General features: G+C 65.0%; 20 protein-coding genes and 1 tRNA gene. 10 read left to right on the top strand and 11 right to left on the bottom strand.

The window, feature by feature from the left end; all coding sequences use genetic code 11:
* Window positions 1-317 precede the first annotated feature (317 nt).
* Window positions 318-1,361: a hypothetical protein gene (locus CYJ07_RS07525; protein ID WP_104203066.1), complete on the bottom strand. Its 1,044-nt coding sequence runs from the start codon at window positions 1,359-1,361 to the stop codon at window positions 318-320.
* A 160-nt stretch (window positions 1,362-1,521) separates the two neighbouring features.
* Between CYJ07_RS07525 and CYJ07_RS07530 the strand changes: the two genes are divergently transcribed.
* Window positions 1,522-1,746, top strand: coding sequence for an amphi-Trp domain-containing protein (locus CYJ07_RS07530; protein ID WP_104203067.1), 225 nt, complete (start codon window positions 1,522-1,524; stop codon window positions 1,744-1,746).
* Window positions 1,747-1,785: 39 nt separating this feature from the next.
* On the opposite strand, the gene CYJ07_RS07535 is transcribed toward CYJ07_RS07530, so the two are convergent.
* From CYJ07_RS07535 to lhgO, 4 genes are all read right to left on the bottom strand, one after another.
* A tRNA-Arg gene (locus tag CYJ07_RS07535) sits at window positions 1,786-1,862 on the bottom strand.
* A 76-nt stretch (window positions 1,863-1,938) separates the two neighbouring features.
* Window positions 1,939-3,060 (bottom strand): hypothetical protein, encoded by a 1,122-nt coding sequence (locus tag CYJ07_RS07540; protein ID WP_104203068.1) that lies wholly within the window; start codon window positions 3,058-3,060, stop codon window positions 1,939-1,941.
* Window positions 3,057-3,884, bottom strand: coding sequence for a hypothetical protein (locus CYJ07_RS07545; protein ID WP_104203069.1), 828 nt, complete (start codon window positions 3,882-3,884; stop codon window positions 3,057-3,059). Before CYJ07_RS07545 ends, CYJ07_RS07540 begins: the two co-directional genes overlap by 4 nt.
* Window positions 3,885-3,946: 62 nt before the next feature.
* Window positions 3,947-5,146, bottom strand: a complete 1,200-nt coding sequence (lhgO, locus tag CYJ07_RS07550) for an L-2-hydroxyglutarate oxidase (RefSeq protein WP_104203070.1) — start codon at window positions 5,144-5,146, stop codon at window positions 3,947-3,949.
* Between the two features lie 239 nt (window positions 5,147-5,385).
* Between lhgO and CYJ07_RS07555 the strand changes: the two genes are divergently transcribed.
* Window positions 5,386-6,324 carry a c-type cytochrome gene (locus CYJ07_RS07555; RefSeq protein WP_104203191.1) on the top strand — a complete coding sequence of 313 codons (939 nt, stop codon included), beginning with the start codon at window positions 5,386-5,388 and terminating at the stop codon, window positions 6,322-6,324.
* Window positions 6,325-6,403: 79 nt separating this feature from the next.
* On the opposite strand, the gene rep is transcribed toward CYJ07_RS07555, so the two are convergent.
* From rep to pyrE, 4 genes are all read right to left on the bottom strand, one after another.
* Window positions 6,404-8,455: a DNA helicase Rep gene (gene rep, locus CYJ07_RS07560; protein WP_104203071.1), complete on the bottom strand. Its 2,052-nt coding sequence runs from the start codon at window positions 8,453-8,455 to the stop codon at window positions 6,404-6,406.
* A 22-nt stretch (window positions 8,456-8,477) separates the two neighbouring features.
* Window positions 8,478-8,960 (bottom strand): tRNA (uridine(34)/cytosine(34)/5-carboxymethylaminomethyluridine(34)-2'-O)-methyltransferase TrmL, encoded by a 483-nt coding sequence (trmL, locus tag CYJ07_RS07565; protein ID WP_104203072.1) that lies wholly within the window; start codon window positions 8,958-8,960, stop codon window positions 8,478-8,480.
* 69 nt (window positions 8,961-9,029) lie between these two features.
* Window positions 9,030-9,596, bottom strand: a complete 567-nt coding sequence (locus CYJ07_RS07570) for a YfaZ family outer membrane protein (protein ID WP_104203073.1) — start codon at window positions 9,594-9,596, stop codon at window positions 9,030-9,032.
* 40 nt (window positions 9,597-9,636) lie between these two features.
* Window positions 9,637-10,308, bottom strand: coding sequence for an orotate phosphoribosyltransferase (pyrE, locus tag CYJ07_RS07575; RefSeq protein ID WP_104203074.1), 672 nt, complete (start codon window positions 10,306-10,308; stop codon window positions 9,637-9,639).
* Between the two features lie 139 nt (window positions 10,309-10,447).
* Here pyrE and CYJ07_RS07580 point away from each other — a divergent pair, with 139 nt between their 5' ends.
* Window positions 10,448-11,215 carry an exodeoxyribonuclease III gene (locus tag CYJ07_RS07580; RefSeq protein WP_104203075.1) on the top strand — a complete coding sequence of 256 codons (768 nt, stop codon included), beginning with the start codon at window positions 10,448-10,450 and terminating at the stop codon, window positions 11,213-11,215.
* A gap of 148 nt (window positions 11,216-11,363) precedes the next feature.
* On the opposite strand, the gene rph is transcribed toward CYJ07_RS07580, so the two are convergent.
* Window positions 11,364-12,101 carry a ribonuclease PH gene (rph, locus tag CYJ07_RS07585; protein ID WP_104203076.1) on the bottom strand — a complete coding sequence of 246 codons (738 nt, stop codon included), beginning with the start codon at window positions 12,099-12,101 and terminating at the stop codon, window positions 11,364-11,366.
* Between the two features lie 177 nt (window positions 12,102-12,278).
* On the opposite strand from rph, the gene CYJ07_RS07590 reads away from it, so the two are divergent.
* The 7 genes from CYJ07_RS07590 to CYJ07_RS07620 all read left to right on the top strand — a co-directional run bounded on the left by CYJ07_RS07590 (window position 12,279) and on the right by CYJ07_RS07620 (window position 17,951).
* Window positions 12,279-13,160 carry a YicC/YloC family endoribonuclease gene (locus tag CYJ07_RS07590; RefSeq protein ID WP_104203077.1) on the top strand — a complete coding sequence of 294 codons (882 nt, stop codon included), beginning with the start codon at window positions 12,279-12,281 and terminating at the stop codon, window positions 13,158-13,160.
* A gap of 92 nt (window positions 13,161-13,252) precedes the next feature.
* Window positions 13,253-13,867 (top strand): guanylate kinase, encoded by a 615-nt coding sequence (gmk, locus tag CYJ07_RS07595; RefSeq protein WP_104203078.1) that lies wholly within the window; start codon window positions 13,253-13,255, stop codon window positions 13,865-13,867.
* A gap of 116 nt (window positions 13,868-13,983) precedes the next feature.
* Window positions 13,984-14,244 (top strand): DNA-directed RNA polymerase subunit omega, encoded by a 261-nt coding sequence (gene rpoZ / locus CYJ07_RS07600; protein WP_104203079.1) that lies wholly within the window; start codon window positions 13,984-13,986, stop codon window positions 14,242-14,244.
* Window positions 14,245-14,267: 23 nt separating this feature from the next.
* Window positions 14,268-16,403 (top strand): RelA/SpoT family protein, encoded by a 2,136-nt coding sequence (locus CYJ07_RS07605; protein WP_104203080.1) that lies wholly within the window; start codon window positions 14,268-14,270, stop codon window positions 16,401-16,403.
* Between the two features lie 83 nt (window positions 16,404-16,486).
* Entirely contained in the window at window positions 16,487-16,876 is a 390-nt protein-coding gene (locus CYJ07_RS07610; RefSeq protein WP_104203081.1) for a RidA family protein, read from the top strand.
* Complete coding sequence (gene thpR, locus CYJ07_RS07615) at window positions 16,873-17,382, top strand: RNA 2',3'-cyclic phosphodiesterase (protein WP_104203082.1); 510 nt, start codon at window positions 16,873-16,875, stop codon at window positions 17,380-17,382. Before CYJ07_RS07610 ends, thpR begins: the two co-directional genes overlap by 4 nt.
* Before the next feature lie 65 nt (window positions 17,383-17,447).
* The gene (locus CYJ07_RS07620; RefSeq protein WP_104203083.1) at window positions 17,448-17,951 is read left to right on the top strand and encodes an acyloxyacyl hydrolase; all 504 of its coding nucleotides are present in this window, start codon (window positions 17,448-17,450) and stop codon (window positions 17,949-17,951) included.
* 106 nt (window positions 17,952-18,057) lie between these two features.
* Here CYJ07_RS07620 and CYJ07_RS07625 read toward each other — a convergent pair whose 3' ends face one another.
* Window positions 18,058-18,930, bottom strand: coding sequence for an NAD(P)H-binding protein (locus CYJ07_RS07625; protein ID WP_156085481.1), 873 nt, complete (start codon window positions 18,928-18,930; stop codon window positions 18,058-18,060).
* Window positions 18,931-18,967 lie beyond the last annotated feature (37 nt).

The following is an 18,967-nucleotide window of genomic DNA, read 5'->3' on the forward strand; positions in this document are numbered from 1 at the left end:
TTTCTGCCTATTGTGCCAGCATGAGCCGAACGTATCGTTCGCCGATAATTAGTCATACATCATATTATTTTCCGCATCGCCATGCCATGACGAAGGTTGCCGTTGGAGAGAGGCCTATGCCGCTGCTCCGCTGCCGCATCCAGGCTCACCTGCCGAGCGGGACACCATCGGGAACCTGGCTAAGCTGACATGAACGACGAAGCCCCACGGCAGGGGGATCGTGGGGCTTCGAATGCTTGGCGCTCACGGCGAGGTGCACCGACAGGCGCTCAGAGGTGTTGTTTCGTCGCCCTGACCGAACCTGCAGGGCTGGATCATTACACGTTGTTCATCCGTAGCAAGGTGAAGGGCGCTTCGCAGGCATGTCGTTCATTGCGTTCCTCAATGCCCTCCAACCCGAGATGACGATCATTGTCGTAGGCGACGAACATGCGCTCGTGATCCAGAATCGCCAGACCCTCCGCCTTATGCTTGAACTCCAGCGGCGTACCATCCGGTGCAGTGACTAGCCTCGGAAGCCGGCCGGCACGCAGATCATCGAGGCTCATCACCCATAAATAACCCCCGATACAAGGTTCGCCGTTCTGTTCCGTCTCGAAGCTCGTCAACAAAAAGAGCCGGGCATGGTAGGGATCGTACTCCAGGCTGGACAAGCCGCATTCGAATCTCACCCCTTCATGATATCCGGGGTCAAAAGCATAGAACTCACGCATTTCATCGATGAATACGAGATTGCCGGTATGACTGATCTCGTAGTGCGCTCCCACCAACCGGCTGACATAGGCGAAGTCATCATGCGTTCTGCCCTGCTCTCGCAGGCCGAAGAGCAACAGGCCATCTCCCCTCTCGCCCGGTATCGCCGCCAGTCCTTCGATCTTGTAGTAAGGAAAGCCGATCGCTCCGTCGAGCTTGTTACGCAGCTCCAGCGATCCCTCCACACCGTCACGAGGATCAGGGTCCACGGCCTGCACCTTGTCCGGCTCGCCCAGTGGCCAAATAAGTAAGTGGTTGTAGGCATTGAGTTCGTGGCTGGCGTCATCGATGCGGTCGAAGCCGGTGGTCGCCAGTACATGGCGGCTATCGGCGGTGAGCGCAAAGTCTTCATACTTGATGGCCTGCCTGATCAGCGGCGTCGTGAAATATTCGAGCTGTGTATCGTCCGGCCCCTCTGGTGTCATGGGCAGGGCGAACACCGCTGAGCGGTTGCCGCCGGGAATCGGCTTGTCACTGGCCAATATCAGGCGTTTGCCGTCGTACACAACGGCGGAGACTTCCGCATTGACCAGTTTGCCTCTGTCGTCGCGGAGGCCAACGGGAAGGCAGCGGATGGTGCCTTGTTGCAGAATGCTGGCGCTCGGCATGGCAGGCCTCTCCTCGGTGTGCTTGAGCCAGCATAGCTTGTCCCAAAGCCGTGGGTCGAACCCATCCGGGAATGCTGCTACCAAAAGGATTGTCGGCGGACAGCGCTTGCCGCCTGCTAGACTGGATTAGCCCAATGGCCGGATGAAAGGAGAGGACCACATGCCAACCAAGGCAGAACGGGACGTTGAAAAGGGCTATTCCAAAGCCGATTTCGTCGCAAAGCTGCGCCGTCTGGCAGACTCCATCGAAAACGGCGATCGCTTCGATATTCAGATAGCCGGGGAGCGCATATATGTGCCAGCACGTGCCGAGTTCACCATCGAACATGAGCGTTCGGATGATGAAGAGGAGATAGAGTTTCAGATCAAATGGAAGAGAGAATAGCGCTTCTGCCATCGCAAGCCGAAAACGCTTAGGAATTCTTGGCGCGCCCGGCAGGATTCGAACCTGCGACCTTTGGCTTCGGAGGCCAACACTCTATCCAACTGAGCTACGGGCGCTTTGCTTGCTATAAAGCGGCCAACATCGTAACTGCCCGCGCCTGCGCTGTCCAGCCTGGCAGCCTTCCCGCCAGACTCAGCGGCCAGGGTCGAAGATACGGTACGTCTGCGGCACCTCACCGCTGGCTTCGGCGTCGCGTACCGCCTGCGTCAGGTAGCGCCCCAGCGCTTCGGCGCGGCGAGTCGCATCGGCTTCGAGCGCGTGACGCACTTCGGCCCGTACGCGTGCCACCTCGCCGGTCAGATCGGCTTCCATGGCGTCGCGAAAGCGATGTTCTTCGGCCTTGAGCAGCGCATATTCCGTACCCACGAAGCCCGCCAGCGCCACCGCTGCGGTGGCGGTACCGGCCAGCAGCGATGCGGGGCCGGTGGGGGAGGTGGCCAGCGTAGCCGTCGCCCCGCTACCCAGCGAGCGCGTCGCATGGCCACCCAGGCGCGCCACGATTCGGCCGGCCACGGCCCTCGAACCCTGCATGGCCGCCCCCGCCATCAGCCGCCGGGTGAGCGCCCGGCCGACAGCGAAGCCGAGGGTGCCCCCCGCCGCGGCCGTCCCCCAGCGCATCTCGTCCCGGTGACCCTGGAAGGCATGCTGCAGCGCCAGGTCGAGATCGATCTCGTGCGCCTCCTGCGATGCGCCGTCGGCCGCCTGCCGCCCACCGTAGCGCGCTCTGAGCGTCATGGCGAACTCCTGCCCCAGCCGCCGCTGGGCCTGCTCGAGACGCGCGGCGTAATCGGCTTCTAGCTCTTCCAGCGCGGCCGCGAAACCGCTGCGCTCGACCAGGCGCTCGGCCAGTTGCGCTTGCAGCCAATCCTCCAGCTCGCCCGTCAGCGCCATCGCCAGGCGCAGATAGCTGCCTCGCAGCGAGAAATGCCAATCGAGGTACTCCGGCACCGTGGCCTCGAGCGGGACGAAGGCGGCATCCAGGCGCGCATCGAGCCAGGGCTGCATTTCGTCGCGCAGCCGCAGCTCCAGACCGCCGGCGAGCTCTTCCAGCTCCCGCCCCAGGTCGGCATGGGTCTCGGCGTCGAGAATCAGGTCTTCACCGCCGATCACGACGCGGAAGAGCGGTGCCTCGCTGCGCGCCTGCAGCAGGTGGTAGGCCTGAACGAGCCCCAGCATCAGCAGCGCCGCCAGCAGCGGTCCCAGGAGCCAGCCCGCTCCCGGCAGGCGCCACACGGTGTCGGCGCGTGTCGTCATGCCGAATCCTCCCGCTCGCTTTCGGGCCGCCGCGTCAACCGGCTGCGCAGGGCATCGCCGCCCACCATCAGCCTGACGAAAGCCCAGGCGAATGCGCTCTGCGTCAACAGCAGTATCAGCCAGCCGACCAGCGCCAGCCCGGCATCGACCCCGGTTCGTGTCACGGCGTTCTGCATGGCCCAGTACTGGGTCAGCTCCACGGCCTGGGCGAGACGTTCGAAGAAGCCGAGCAGCGTATCGCCCGCCGTGGTGGTGACATGCCGAACCAGGGCTTCCTCCCAGGTCAACCCGACCAGATAGGGCTGTGGCGACCACAGCGTCAACAGCACCAGCAGCAGCGCCAGCAGGCCACCCACGGGCCAGACCAGCAGGTGGCGGGTCAGTGACGCTGCGTAATCGTCGATCACATGCCGCGCCATGCGCCGACGCAGGGATGCCTGCCACCAGCCCAGCATCAGCGCCGCCACCGCCAGCGCCGCCCAGTGAGCCGGCGGCAGCAGGCGGAGCTGCACCAGCAGCAACAGCGCCAGCAGAAGGCCGAGCAACTGATGCCGCAGCGCCATGAGCGGCCCGCCCCGCAACCGGCGCTGCCAGGGCGAGGAAGCACGCAGATACTGGCCCAACCAGGCGCGGCGTCGCAGGCGCGCGGCCTCGAAGCTGCCGGCGAAGATCAACTGGCCGGAAGCTGCCCATGCCGGCAGCAACAGCACGCTGGCCGGCCCCGGCCCCAGCCAGGACCATGCCAGCAGGCCGATGACCGCCAGCGCGGCGTGCCCTTGCCGAAACAGGCTGTCGTACCAGGCGGCACGATGCCGCTCGTTCATGGCTCCCTCATTCTGCACGGCGACGGAAGGCAGGCGTTCGGTTATTGCCGCCCCGCAACCGCTCACGTCGCCTGGATCATCTTGCCGACCTTTTCCAGGATATGCCGACCGATGGGCAGGGCCGACGTGGCGGCCGGCGACGGTGCATTGCAGACGTTGACCGTGCGCCGGGTATTGACGAACAGGAAGTCATCGATCAGGCGGCCGTCGCGCGATACGGCCTGGGCGCGCACACCGGCGGGCCAGGGCTCCAGATCGTCGAGAGTCAGGCTGGGACAGTACTTGCGCACCTCCTCCAGGTAACCCTTGCGCCACAGCGAGTTCTTCATTTCGCGCAGCCCGGGCCGGAGGTGACGGCCCAGCACCTTGAGAATGCCCGGATCGGTCAACATGCCGGACAGATCCGCCAACGAGACGTCGCGCTTGTCGTAACCCTCGCGCTTGAAGGCCAGCACGGCATTGGGGCCGACGGTTACCGAACCGTCGATCATGCGAGTCAGGTGAACGCCGAGAAACGGCATGGAGGGATCAGGAATGGGGTAGATCAAGTGCTTGACGATGCCACTGAGACGATCAGGCAGGCGGTAGTATTCGCCCCGGAACGGGCAGATGGTGAAGCCGGGCTTCCGCCCCAGCAGGCGCACGATGCGATCGGCCATCAGCCCCGAGCAGCTGACCAAGTAGCGACTGCTGAATTCGCCGCGTGCCGTGGTCACGAGCACCTCGCCTGAGCGCTCCTCAATACCGGTCACGGCATGCTCGTAGCGGATCTGGCCGCCGTGACGCTGGAACTCCTCGGCCATCGCCTCGGCCACCCGGGCGTAGCTGACGATGCCGCTGGAAGGGACGAAGATGGCGCCCAGGCCGGCGATGTCGGGCTCGCGCTCATGGAGCGCTCCCGCCGAAAGCCATTCGCGCTCGAGCCCGTTGGCCGCGGTACGCTCCCAGAGCGCTTCCATCCGCTGCATTTCCTGCTCGCTGGTGGCGACCAGCAGCTTGCCGCAGATCTCGTAGGGGATGGCATGCCGGTCGCAGAAATCACGCGTGGCGCGATTGCCCTCGAGACAGAACCGCGCCTTGAGACTGCCCGGGGTGTAGTAGACCCCGGCGTGAATCACGCCGCTGTTGTGGCCGGTTTGATGCTGCGCGGGGCCGCGCTCCTTCTCCAGCAGCAGCATCTTCTTGTCGGGATAGCGCTCGATGAGCTGCATGGCGGTGGAAAGGCCGAGAATGCCGCCACCAATGATGATGAAATCGTACACGTGGACCTCGCGTCGCCGGTGGAACACGCCGAAGAGTGAGCCCTACGATACCCGGCGGCCATCACCGAAGCCAGCCGAGCCGTTACCCCTCATGCCAAAGGCGTGAGGCAACGCCGTTTTCCAGCCCTCCGGGTTGTCGGTATACTAGGGCGCATTGTGTGTGCGTCATGTGCCCGGCCGTCGCATGCCGATGTCGCCATGGCAGATTACGATTACAGGACCGTCGAGAGGTGGTGAGAGTGAAATCCAGCAAGCTGATCATGGGGTGTCTGGCCACCCTGGGCCTGGCCGCGGGCGCCGCGTCCGTGCAGGCCGACGAGGTGGACCGCGATGCCATTGCCGAACGCCTGAAGCCGGTGGGCCAGCTCTGCCTGCAGGGCGAGGAGTGCGGTACCGCCGCCGCCGCCGAGAGCGATTCGGGTGGCAGTGGCGATGGCGCCGATGGCGAGGGTATCTACGGCCAGGTGTGCATGGCGTGCCATGAAACCGGCGCCGCCGGTGCGCCGGTGCGCGGACAGGAGGATGCCTGGGCCGACCGCGTCGACAAGGGCTGGGACACGCTGCTGGATCACGCCATCAACGGTTTCAATGCCATGCCGGCCCGTGGCGGCAATCCCAACCTCTCCGACGAGGAAGTTGCCGCCGCCACCGCACACTTGGTGGACCCGGTGATGGACGTGCCGGAGCTGGGCGGCGAGGAAGCCGCCGGTGAAGAGCCCGCGGCTGAGGAACAGGCAGCCGAGGACGAAACCACTGGTGAAGAACAAGCGACTGGCGAAGAGGAAACCGCGACGGAGGCCGTAACCGAAGAGGGCCCCATCGAGGAGGACGCCGAAGCTGCTGCCGTGGCCACGGAAGATGCACCCGTGGACGAAGAGGCCGTCGAGGAAGCCTCCGCCGACGAACAAGCCGCTGGCGACGAGCCGGCTCATGCCGGGATCGACGGCGAGGCCATCTACAACCAGGCCTGCATGGCGTGCCACATGACCGGTGCCGCCGGCGCTCCGCGCCGTGGCGAAGCCGGCGAGTGGGAAGGCCGCATCGATCAGGACATCGAAACGCTGTACGACCACGCTATCAACGGCATTGGCGCCATGCCGCCCAAGGGCGGCAACATGGGTCTCTCCGACGACGAGGTTCGCGCTGCCGTGGACTTCCTGGTCGAACCCGTCAAGTAACCGTATTGCGGATCTGAAGCCGACAACGGGGCGCCTTGGGCGCCCCGTTGCGTTTGTGCGGTTAGCCTGTAGAGAGCCTTCAGCCCAATAAAGAGCGCAGCCCGGCGATGGCATCCTGCCCCCGCGCCTGCTTCTTCTCCGGGTCTTCCCGGTCGGCGCGCCCCTCCCACTCCAGGTCGTCGGCCGGCAGTTCGTCGAGGAAGCGGCTCGGCGTGCAATCCATCAGCTCGCCGAAGGCCTTGCGCTGACGCGCCAGGGTCAAGGTCAGGGTGCGGCGCGCCCGGGTGATGCCGACATACGCCAGGCGACGCTCTTCCTCCACCGTCCCCGCCTCGATGGCGTTGCGGTGGGGCAGCAGTTCCTCCTCGAGGCCCATCAGGTAGACGTGAGGGAACTCCAGCCCCTTGGAGGCGTGCATCGTCAAAAGCTGCACCTTGTCGGTGTCGTCCTCCTCGGCCTGCTGCTCGAGGATATCGCGCAGCACCAGGCGAGAGATGGCGGCCTCCACGTCGTCGGTCTCGGCGCTCTCGTCGGCCTCGATTTCCTCCGGGTCGCGCTGCATCGACTTCTCGAGCTGGTCGATCAGCGTCCACACGTTGGCCATGCGCCGCTCGGCGATGGTGGGCGCGCTGGCGTTCTGGTAGAGCCACGCCTCGTAGTCCATCTCGTGCAGCATGCCGCGAATGGCGGCGATGGCGTCGCCTCCGTCCATGCGTCGACGCACGCCGTCGATGAAATGGGTGAAGCGCGCCAGCCGCTCCACCGCTCGTGCCGGGAGCTGCTGCTCCAGGCCCAGCTCGTGGCAGGCGTCGAACAGCGAGACGCCGCGCTCGGTGGCATAGTTGGCGAGCTTCTCCAGGGTGCTGGGGCCGATCTCTCGACGCGGCACGTTGACGATGCGCAGAAAGGCGTTGTCGTCGGCCGGGTTGATCAATAACCGCAGGTAGGCCATGGCGTCCTTGATCTCGTTGCGCGAGAAGAAGGAAGTGCCGCCGGAGAGCTTGTAGGGAATCTGGTAGTGCTGCAGCTTGAGTTCGAGTAGCCGCGCCTGGAAATTGCCGCGGTAGAGCACCGCAAAGTCGCGCCACTCGGCGCGCTCCTTGATGCGCCGGGTGAGGATCTCGCTGGCCACCCGCTCGGCCTCGGCCTCCTCGTGGCGGTTGACCACCACCCGTATGGGGTCGCCCTGACCCATCTCCGACCACAGGGTCTTCTCGTAGACGTGCGGGTTGTTGGCGATCAAAGTGTTGGCGGCGCGCAGGATGGTGCCGGTGGAGCGGTAGTTCTGCTCCAGCTTGATCACGTTGAGGCGCGGGAAGTCCTCGCCCAGGGTCACCAGGTTCTCGGGGCGCGCCCCGCGCCAGGCGTAGATCGACTGGTCGTCATCGCCCACCACGGTAAAGGTCTTGCGCTCGGCCATCAGCAGCTTGACCAGCAGGTACTGGGAAACGTTGGTGTCCTGGTACTCGTCAACCAGCATGTAGTGGATCTTGCGCCGCCAGCGCGCCAGCGCTTCGGCATCACGCTGCAGCAGTACCACCGGCAGCAGGATCAGATCGTCGAAATCGACCGCATTGTAGGCCTTGAGATGGCGCACGTAGGCCTCGTAGACCCGCGCGGCGTAGTGCTCGTCCTCGCTGGCGGCGTGGGACAGCGCCTCTCCCGGCAGCACCAGGTCGTTCTTCCATTCCGAGATCTGGTGCTGCACGGCGTTGATCTGCTCGGCGTCGACCTGGGCATCCTTGTTCATCAGGTCGCGCAGCAGGGCCTTGGCGTCCTCTGGGTCGAACAGCGAGAAGCCCGGCTTGTAGCCCAGCGCCTTGAGCTCGCTGCGAATGATGTTGAGTCCCAGGGTATGGAAGGTGGAAACGGTCAGCCCATGTCCCTCCTTGCCCTTGAGCATTTGCCCCACCCGCTCCTTCATCTCGCGTGCGGCCTTGTTGGTGAAGGTCACCGCGGCGATGCGACGTGCGCTCATGCCGCACACCTGCACCAGGTAGGCGATCTTGGTGGTGATCACGCTGGTCTTGCCGGAACCGGCGCCGGCCAGTACCAGGCATGGGCCGTCGATGTAGCGCACGGCTTCCTGCTGGCGCGGGTTGAGCTTGGCGAGGCGTTGCTGAATGCTCATTGGCGTGACTCGGGGCGCTGATTCAAGGTGCATTCTCAGGGTTCATGGCACCGGCGAAGCCCAGCTGGCGCCAGGCCTCGTAGACCAGGATGGCGCAGGCGTTGGAGAGATTGAGGCTTCGGCTGCCCGGCAGCATGGGGATGCGCAGGCGCTGTTCGGGCGGCAGCATATCAAGCATGGCCTGCGGCAGGCCGCGCGTCTCCGGGCCGAACACCAGGGCATCGCCGGGGCGATAGCTCGGCTCATGGTAGCCCGTTCGCCCCCGCGTCGATATGGCGAATAGCCGCATCGGCTGCACCGCTTCGACGAAGGCCGGCCAATCGCGATGCACGCTGACCGCCGCCCACTCGTGGTAGTCGAGCCCGGCGCGACGCAGGCGCTTGTCGTCGAGCATGAAGCCCAGCGGTTCGATCAGGTGCAGGCGAAAACCGCTGTTGGCGCAGAGCCGGATCAAGTTGCCGGTATTGGGCGGGATTTCGGGTTCGAAGAGCACGACATCGAGCATGGCGGCCTGCCGGTGAACGCGTACGGGCCCCTGCAGGGGCCCGCCGACGCGACAACAAGAGGGGAAGCGTCAGAAGTTCAGGCGAACCCCCACCTGCGCACCCCGATCCAGGGTACGGCTGCCGTGGCGATTGCCGAAGTCGGCCGCCGTCTGGCGCAGGCCGACGTAACCGTCAACATTGGGGGTAAAGGCGTAACGCGCCCGCAGGCCGACTTCGTAGCCGTCGTCGAGGTCGTTACTGGTGACCGCGCCGGGGGTATAGAAACCATAGCCGCCTACCGAGACATCGGGCATTTGCGGCAGGTAGACGTAGCCGTAGCCGCCCAGGCCCAGACCGCCGCCGTTGCCGTAATCGGTATCGAACTGGGTCCAGCGTCCACCGATGCCGATATCGCGCTCGCGGTTGCGCTGCACGCCCAGCAGCTGGGCGTGATAGATGCTGGCGTCCTCGCGGTATTCGCTCTGGATCACGCCGCCGCCCAGGGCAACCCCTTGGGTGAGTTCGCCGGCCGCTTCGAACTGCACGGCATCGGCACCGAGATTGAGATCCAGGCTACCGGCGGCGTGGGTGCCGGCAGCGGCAAATAGGAAACTCGCGGCCAGGGCGGCCCTGGCGAACTGTCCGAGCGTATTCATCGATGACTCCTTGCTTACTGCGCGCGTAACGTACTGAATATCAATCGACGGCGACACCATAGCGCGCACGATAATCGCGAATGGCCGTCGCGTGACCCTGAAGCGCTTCATCGGCATATCGTTCAACATAAGCCAGTACCATGTCGAGCGTCACGATGCTGATTACCGGAATGCCGTAGCGCGCCTCGACTTCCTGGATGGCGCTCTGGCTTTTGGCTTCATCTTCAGCCTGACCGCGCTCCTGTCGATCCAGGGCGATCACCACGCCGGCCGCTTCGGCACCGGCGGCCTCGATCAGCTCCATCACCTCGCGAACCGCGGTGCCGGCGGTGATCACGTCGTCAATGATCAGGATACGTCCGGCAAGCTCGGCGCCGACGATGTTGCCGCCCTCGCCGTGGTCCTTCGCCTCCTTGCGGTTGAAGGCGAAGGGCAGGTCGCGGGCATGGTGATCGGCCAGCGCCACTGCGGTGGTAGCGGCCAGCGGAATGCCCTTGTAGGCCGGACCGAACAGCACGTCGAAGCGCAGGCCGCTGGCCTCGATGGCGTCGGCATAGAAACGCCCCAGCCGCGCCAAGGCGCTGCCGCTGCGAAACAGGCCGGCATTGAAGAAATAGGGGCTGACGCGACCCGACTTGAGCGTGAACTCGCCGAACTTCAGTACCCCTTGCGCGATGGCGAACTCGATGAACTCACGCTGATAGGCTTGCATGCTGGTCGCCACGGCGATCCCCCGCTATCACTTAGCCCCACGGCATGGAAACCGTCCTATCACGAATTGCCATGCGGGCCATTTACCCAAACGTCGAAACGTCGGGTATCATACACGCGCGACGTCAAAGGGACCATGTATGAAAATTGCGACCATCAATGTCAACGGAATCCGCGAGGCCGTCGGGCGAGGTTTTCTCGACTGGCTGGCCGCACAGGACGCCGATGTCATCTGCGTTCAGAATCTCAAGGCCAAGAGCTTCGAACTCGACGATAGCATCCTCTATCCGGAGGGCTACGAGGGTTACTTCCTGGACGCCGAACAGGACGACTTCTCCGGCGTGGGGCTCTACTGCCGCAAGATCCCCAAGGCCATCATGTACGGTCTCGGCTTCCCTCAGTGCGATCATGAGGCGCGCTTCCTGCAGGCCGACTACGACCGTTTCAGCATCGCCAGCTTCCTGATGCCCGACGGCAGCGACTACGCCGCCAAGCAGGCCTTCATGGCGCAGTATCAGGAGTATCTGAGCAAAATGGCGCGCAAGCGCCGTGAATACATCATCTGTGGCACCTGGCACATCGCCCACAAGACTCTCGATCTGGCCAACTGGGCCGATAATCAGGCCACGCCCGGCTTCAAGCCCGAGGAGCGCGCCTGGATGGATCAAGTGTTCGGCCCCACCGGCTTCATCGATACCTTCCGCGAGATCAACCGCGATGCCGGCGAGTACACCTGGTGGCCCAAGCTGGACCAGGAAGTACCGCGCTCGCGTCAGGAGGGATGGCGTATCGACTACCAGATCGTCGGCCCCAACCTGCGCCGCCACGTGGTCGATGCCTGGATCGACGATGAGGCCACCTTCAGCGAGTTCGCCCCGCTGTTCGTGGAGTACGACCTGGCGCTGTAAGTCACGCCCTTTCGTCGCGGCCCGGTTTCGACCGGACCGCATCGCGCCGGCCTCAGGCCGGCGCGATGCGTTTGGGCGTTCAGCCAATGGTGCTTACGGAACGTCGGCGGTGGCCAGGCCCGCTCTCCAGACCAACCTCTTCCGTGCTCTAGTCAGGCATGCCCAGCGCCTCGCGCTGGTGTGCGAACAGTTCGGCGCCTGCCTTCTCCGCCAGATCGACCATGGCGTTGAGCTGGTCGCGCGAGAAGACCCCCGCCTCGGCGGTGCCCTGCACTTCGATCAGCCCACCCGGCTCGGCCATGACCACGTTCATATCGGTGTCGGCGGCGCTATCCTCGGGGTAGTCGAGATCCACTACCGGCACCCCCTTGAAGACCCCCACCGAGACCGAGCTGATCAGCTGCACGAACGGGTCGCCCTTGATCATCTTCTTGCGCTGCAAGTAGCGAATGGCATCGACCAGCGCCACGCAACCGCCGGTGATCGAGGCGGTGCGAGTACCTCCGTCGGCCTGGATCACATCGCAGTCGATGGTAATGGTGAACTCACCCAGCTTCTTGAGGTTCACCGCGGCACGCAGCGAGCGCCCGATCAGCCGCTGGATCTCCAGGGTGCGGCCGCCTTGCTTGCCGCGCGTCGCCTCGCGACCGCCTCGCGTATGGGTGGCGCGCGGCAGCATGCCGTACTCGGCGGTGACCCAGCCCTGGCCCTTGCCGCGCAGCCAGCGCGGCACACCGGCCTCGACGCTGGCGTTGCACAGCACCTTGGTATCGCCGAATTCCACCAGCACCGAGCCTTCGGCGTGACGCGTATAGTCACGGGTCAGACGGATCTCGCGCGGCTGGTCGGGGTGTCGCCCGCTGGGGCGAGTGAGGTCGAAAGCCATGTTACCTCTCGAATCGGCAGTGAGATCGAAAGCGCCCGGCCTGCTTGAGGCGGGCGCCGAATGGCGCCCATTCTACACGCTAGGCCGCACGGTCGGGGTAGGGAATCGGTTACACTCCCGTGCACAGGCCGCCAAGCTGGCCGTGCGGTACCGCCGTTCGAACGAGGAGGAGTCACCATGGTCGACCACAGCACTCGGGTTCACAGCATGACCGCTTTCGCCCGCGGAAGCCGAGAGGGCGACTGGGGCAGCCTGCAGCTGGAACTGCGCTCGGTGAACCAGCGCTATCTGGAGCCCTTCTTCCGACTGCCCGAGGCGCTGCGCGACCTCGAACCCAGCTTTCGCGAGACGCTGCGCGAGCGGCTCGCTCGCGGCAAGGTCGAATGCCACCTGCGCTTCGAGCCCACCGACGCCAGCGAGAGCCTGGCGGTCAATCATGCGCGCCTGGTCGCGCTGGCCGCGGCGCTGGGTGAAATCCGCGAGGCGCTGCCCCAGGTCGCCATGCCCGATGCCCTGGCCCTGCTCGACCATCCAGGCATCGTCGAAGCCCAGGGCGTCGATCTGGAGACGGTGAAGACCGAAGCCACATCGCTGTTCCAGGCCACTCTCGACGAGCTGATCGACGCCCGCACCCGCGAGGGAGCAAAGCTGGCAACTCTGATCCGCGAGCGGCTGACCGGCGTGCGCGAGCAGGTCGCCGAGGTGCGCCGACTGATGCCGGAGATTCTCGAGCGTCAACGCGCCCTGCTGGTGGAGCGACTGGAAGCGGTTCGGGCCGAGCTCGATCCTCAGCGGCTCGAGGCCGAGATGGTCCTGCTGGCGCAGAAGGCAGACGTCGACGAGGAGCTCGACCGACTCGAGACCCACGTTGCCGAAGTGGAGCGCCAGCTCGGCCAGAAGGGCCCCAAGGGACGCCGCCTCGACTTCCTGATGCAGGAGCTCAACCGCGAAGCCAACACGCTCTCCTCCAAGTCGGCGGTGGCCAGCACCACCCGCTGCGCGGTGGAGCTCAAGGTGCTAATCGAGCAGATGCGCGAACAGATCCAGAATATCGAGTAACGTTTCGGCGTGTATAATATGGGCCCGTTATCCATTCGCGCCAGGCAGGTTGCCGAGCCCCCATCGCAGCCGCTCATTACGGATGCAATGCCATGTCCCAAGGTACGCTTTTCATCATTTCCGCGCCTTCCGGCGCCGGCAAGACCACCCTGGTGCGCGAGCTTATCGAGAGTCTCGATGGCATTCAGGTCTCGGTGTCGCATACCACCCGGGCGCGGCGCCGCGGCGAGGTGGACGGCGTCAACTATCACTTCGTGGAAACCGCCGAGTTCGAGGCGATGATTGCGCGCGGCGAGTTCTTCGAGCATGCCCGGGTGTTCGACAATTACTACGGCACCTCGCGGCCGGCCGTGGAGGCGATGCTGAACGCTGGTCAGGACGTGATCCTCGAGATCGACTGGCAGGGAGCACGCCAGGTACGCAGCCAGATGGCCGATGCGGTGTCGATCTTTATCCTGCCGCCCTCGCGCGACGAGCTCGAACGCCGCCTGGCCAGCCGCGGTACCGACGAGCACGCCACCGTCGCCCGGCGCATGCGCGACGCGGTCAGCGAGATGTCGCACTATGACGAATACGAGTACCTAGTGATCAACGACGACTTCACCACCGCTCTGCGCGAGCTTCAGTCGCTGGTGATCAGCCATCGCCTGAGCCTGGCTCGGGTACGCGAGGCACACGGCCCGCTGCTGGCGGGGCTGTTGTCCTGACCCAGCCGCAGGCGCTTGTCACAGCCGTCGGGCGTCGAGTAATCTAGTCTGTCCTGTTCCATTTCGGATCTCGGCGCTTTGCCGAGCATCCCTCACAGTTTTCGGGAAAATCCCCTATGGCGCGTGTCACCGTCGAAGATTGTCTGGATAACGTCGAGAACCGTTTCAAGCTGGTAATGATATCCACCCAGCGCGCTCGTCAACTGGCCCGTGGATCCCGCGATGCCCAGCTGCCGTGGGAAAACGACAAGCCCACCGTCATGGCCCTGCGCGAGATTGCCGCCGGCCTGGTGGATCACAGCGTATTGGACGAGCCGATCGAGGCGCCGGTCCGGATTCGTCGCGAGGGCGAACCGGGCATTTCCCTCGAGGAGTAAGGCAAGTCATCCAAGGCGCGCTAATGTTCACCATCGACGACCTGGCCGACCGACTCGGCGGCTACCTTCCAGCCGACGAGATTCAGCAGGTCAAGCGCGCCTTCTATTACGCCGAGCAGGCCCACGACGGCCAGCGGCGGCGCTCCGGCGAACCCTACGTCACCCATCCGCTGGCGGTGGCAAACATCCTCGCCAACATGCACATGGACCATCAGAGCCTGATGTCGGCCATGCTGCATGACGTGATCGAGGATACCGGCGTGTCAAAGGAGGCGCTGGCCGAGCAGTTCGGCAAGCCGGTGGCGGAACTGGTCGACGGCGTCTCGAAGCTGACCCAGATCACTTTCGAGGACAAGGCCGTCGCCCAGGCCGAGAACTTCCAGAAGATGGTCCTGGCGATGTCGCGCGATATCCGCGTGATCATCGTCAAGCTCGCCGACCGCCTGCACAACATGCGCACCCTGGGCGCCCTGCGTCCCGAGAAGAAGCGTCGCATCGCCCGCGAGACGCTCGAAATCTATGCTCGCATCGCCAGCCGGCTGGGTATCAATACCATCCGCGTAGAGCTCGAGGACCTCTCCTTCCAGGCGCTTCACCCGATGCGTGCCGAGCGCATCAAGCGCGCCGTCTCGAGCGCCCGGGGTCACCGCCGCTCGGCGATCCGCCAGGTCCAGACGACTCTGCAGAAGAGCCTCGACGACGAGGGCCTGCCCGGCACCGTGGTGGGCCGCCAGAAGCACCTGCTGTCGATCTACAAGAAGATGCGCGACCAGCGCAAGCCGTTCGCCGAGATCATGGACGTGTTCGGCTTTCGCATCATCACCGAAGACGTCGACAGCTGCTATCGCATCCTCGGCGCGGTGCACAATCTCTACAAGCCGGTGCCGGGACGCTTCAAGGATTACATCGCGATACCCAAGGCCAACGGCTACCAGAGCCTGCACACCACCCTGTTCGGCAGCGGCGGCATGCCCATCGAGGTGCAGATCCGCACCCGCGAAATGGAAGCCATGGCGAACAACGGCATCGCCGCCCACTGGCTCTACAAGGCGGGTCAGACCGATCATCCCATTGCCGAGGGCAGCCACGCCCGCGCCCGGGAGTGGGTCAAGGGGCTGCTGGAGATGCAGCGTCACGCCGGCGACTCGCTGGAGTTCATCGAGCACGTCAAGAACGACCTGTTCCCCGACGATATCTACGTGTTCACGCCGCGCGGCGACATCATGGAGCTGCCCCAGGGCGCCACGGTGATCGACTTCGCCTACGCCGTGCACACCGACATCGGCAACAACTGCATCGCCTGTCGCATCGATCGCCACCTGGCGCCGCTCTCCACCCGGCTGGAGAGTGGCCAGACGCTGGAGATCATCACCGCGCCGGGAGCGCGGCCCAACCTGGCCTGGCTCAACTTCGTGGTTACCGCCAAGGCACGTTCGGCGATCCGCCATGCGCTCAAGCATCAGCAGCACACCGAGGCGGTCCAGCTCGGCCGACGTCTGCTCAACAAGGCGCTGGGCGACTTCGAGACCAGCCTGGAGGAGCTGCCGGAGAACGTCCTGCCGGAGCTGCTGGAGGAGCTCTCGATCAAGAGCGAGGAGAGCCTGCTCGAGTCGATCGGGCTCGGCACTCGAGTGACCCATGTGGTGGCCCGTCGCCTGATCGACCTGCTGCACGGCGACATGGCCGAGGCCGGTCAACGCACGCTTCAGCCCCAGGGCCCCATCCTGATCAGCGGCGCCGAGGGTATGGTGATCAAGTTCGCTCGCTGCTGCCATCCGCTGCCGGGCGACCCGGTGGTCGGCCACCTGTCGGTGGGCAAGGGCATCGTGGTGCATCGCGCGGAATGCCGTAATCTCGACGAGCTCAGGAGCGACCCGGACAAGCTGTTCGCCCTGGAATGGTCCGACGAGATCACCGAGGACTTTCCGGTGGCCCTGCGCATCGAGATCGAGAGCCGCCGCGGCCTGGTGGCCGAACTCGCCAGCCTGGTCACCGATGCCGATGCCAATATCGAGCGCATCGGCATCGAGGAGCGCGACGCGCGGCTCTCCATCGTGCACCTCACCCTGGCGGTACGCGATCGCGTGCACCTGGCCCGTATCATCAAGCGCATCCGCAACCTGTCGCACGTCGGCAGGATCACGCGCGTCGGCAACTGATCCGCTTTCGGCCCGTTCGCCGCCCCTGGCGGCGAACGGGCCTTTCGTTAGTGCATCGCCATGAAAATCACAAGGAGACCAGCATGAGCAACAAGGCCGTGATCAATACCGAAAAGGCGCCCGCCGCCATCGGCCCCTACTCCCAGGCCATCAAGGCCGGCAATACCGTCTATCTCTCCGGTCAGATCCCGCTCGACCCGGCCACCATGGCGCTCGTCTCCGACGACTTCGAAGCCCAGGCACGCCAGGTCTTCGCCAACCTCAAGGCGGTGTGCGAGGAAGCGGCCGGCTCGCTGGGCGAGATCGTAAAGATCAACCTCTACCTGGTCGAACTCGATAACTTCGCCATCGTCAATCGGGTCATGGAGGAGTTCTTCGAGGCACCCTACCCCGCCCGTGCCGCAGTAGGCGTGAAGGCACTGCCCAAGGGCGCGCAGGTGGAAGCGGAAGCCGTCATGGTCATCGGCGATTGAGACTTTTCATTGCGCTCACTCCGCCGTCCGAGCTGCGCAGCCGGCTCGGTGAGTTGGCGGACGCCGCCCACGCCCGCTGCGGCGGGCGACGCATGCCCGACGGCAACCTGCACCTGACGCTCGCCTTCCTCGGCGAGGTGGGCGACGCGCAGGCAAGCGAGTTGATCGACTGGGTGAGCGGGCAGACCGTCGAGCCCGGCGAGTGGCGCCTCGACCGCTGGGGCTGCTTCCGGCGGCCGGGCATCGTCTGGGTCGGCGGGGCGCCCGATCCGATCCTGTCACGCCTTCAGCAAGGAGTGTGGGGCACGCTCGAGGCGCTCGGCCTCGGCGCTCGTCCCGCCCGGTTCGTTCCCCACGTCACTCTGCTGCGACGCGCCGTCACATTCGAACGACAAGGGCTACCCGACGTAGCGCTGGCATGGTCTTATAATAAGATAGCGCTGATTCAATCGATCACCGATGATCGTGGCGCACGCTACCAGGCCCTGGCGGAATCGCAGAGCTGAGCTCAAGGACGAAACGCGCCAACGGTGAGTCGCCCCGCACCGGCGCGCACGCGAAAGGAGGAGCCATGATCCACCGGAAATTCGCCGCCGCTCTGGCGGCCTGTCTGCTCATGACGGGCAGCTCCGCCGCCCTGGCAGATCTCTACATCGCAGGCGGCGTCACTAGCGAATCGAAAGCCGCCGCTCGAATCGAGTTCGATACCATGATCGGTCTCGATCGCCTGCATCCGCAGCTGGACCTGCGTCTGGCGACCGGCCTGCTGCTGCTCGACGGAGAGGAGAGCGACGAAAACGCCGCCTGGTTGATCACGCCGATGCTGCGCTATACCTTCGCCGGAGAGCGAAGCGTCTTCGTCGAGGGCGGTATCGGCGCCGCGGTGTTTCTCGATGCGCGGATCGGCTCGCGCGATCTCTCTACGGCGTTCCAGTTCCAGGATCGCATCGCCTTGGGTGGTTCGGTGGGCCCCGGCGAGCTCTCGCTGAGCTTCACGCACTATTCCAATGCGGGTATCAAGGACCCCAACGAGGGCATCGAGGTGCTTGCCCTAGGCTACCGCCTGCCGCTGTGAATGCAAGCCGGCGGAAGCGCGATACGGGAGAATGACGGGAACCCGAGCCAGACAGGCAATGCGAGTGTAGTGTAGCGTCGCGCATTGCCTGTCGCGTCAGCCCGGATCAGACCGGTTCGGCCAGAAAACCGCCCTCCTTCATCACCTGGGCGTAGCCGTCGCGGTAGCTGGGGAAGCGAAAGACATAGCCCGTCTCGCGCAGGCGGGTATTGTCGCAGCGCTTGCTCGCGCGCTTGCGCAGCGGCGCCTGGATCACTTCGGTCGGTTCCACCTTGAGCTGCCCGGCGAGCCAGGCCATTACGTCATGCAGCGGCTCCGGCGCGCAGTCGCTGACCAGGTAGAGACCGTCGAGCGGCTGGCCGGCGACATCCAGGCCGATCAGGTGCTTGAGCACGCCGGCGCAATCGTCGCGGTGGATGCGATTGGAGTACATCGGCGGTGTCTTGGGCGCGATGCGTCCCTCCAGCACCTGGCGGATCAGGCGATCGCGCCCCGGACCGTAGATGCCCGAGAACCGCACCGTCGTGCCGGCCAGCGAGCTCTCGCCCAGGGCCTGCTCGGCCTCGCGCATCACGGTCCCCGAGAAACCGGCCGCTTCCGCGGGACTTTCCTCGTCGACTCGCTCGCCCTCCTTCTGCGCATATACGCTGGTGGAGGAGACGAAAAAGAGGCGTTGCGGCGTCCTGTCGCGTCCCTCGTAGGTGCGCAATACCGCCTTGAGACCGTCGCAATAGGCCGCTCGGTACGCGGCCTCGTCGAAGCGGTCGGCGCTGAGGATGTAGACGACGTAGTCGGCATCGGGCAGCGCGGACAGGGCGTCCTCGTCGACCAGATCGAGCGCCAGCGGTTCGATGCCGGAGCCCTCCAGTGCCGCCACGCTGCGGCGAGCCCCGATCACGCGATGGCCGGACGCCAGCAGCTCTCTGCCCAGCACCATGCCGATATCGCCACAGCCCAGAATCAGTGTGGTTTTCTTCACCTTTCTCTCGCCCCCTGATAAAAAGTCCCTATTGAAA

Origin of the sequence: Billgrantia saliphila, assembly GCF_002930105.1 — a bacterium.
GTDB lineage: Bacteria > Pseudomonadota > Gammaproteobacteria > Pseudomonadales > Halomonadaceae > Halomonas > Halomonas saliphila.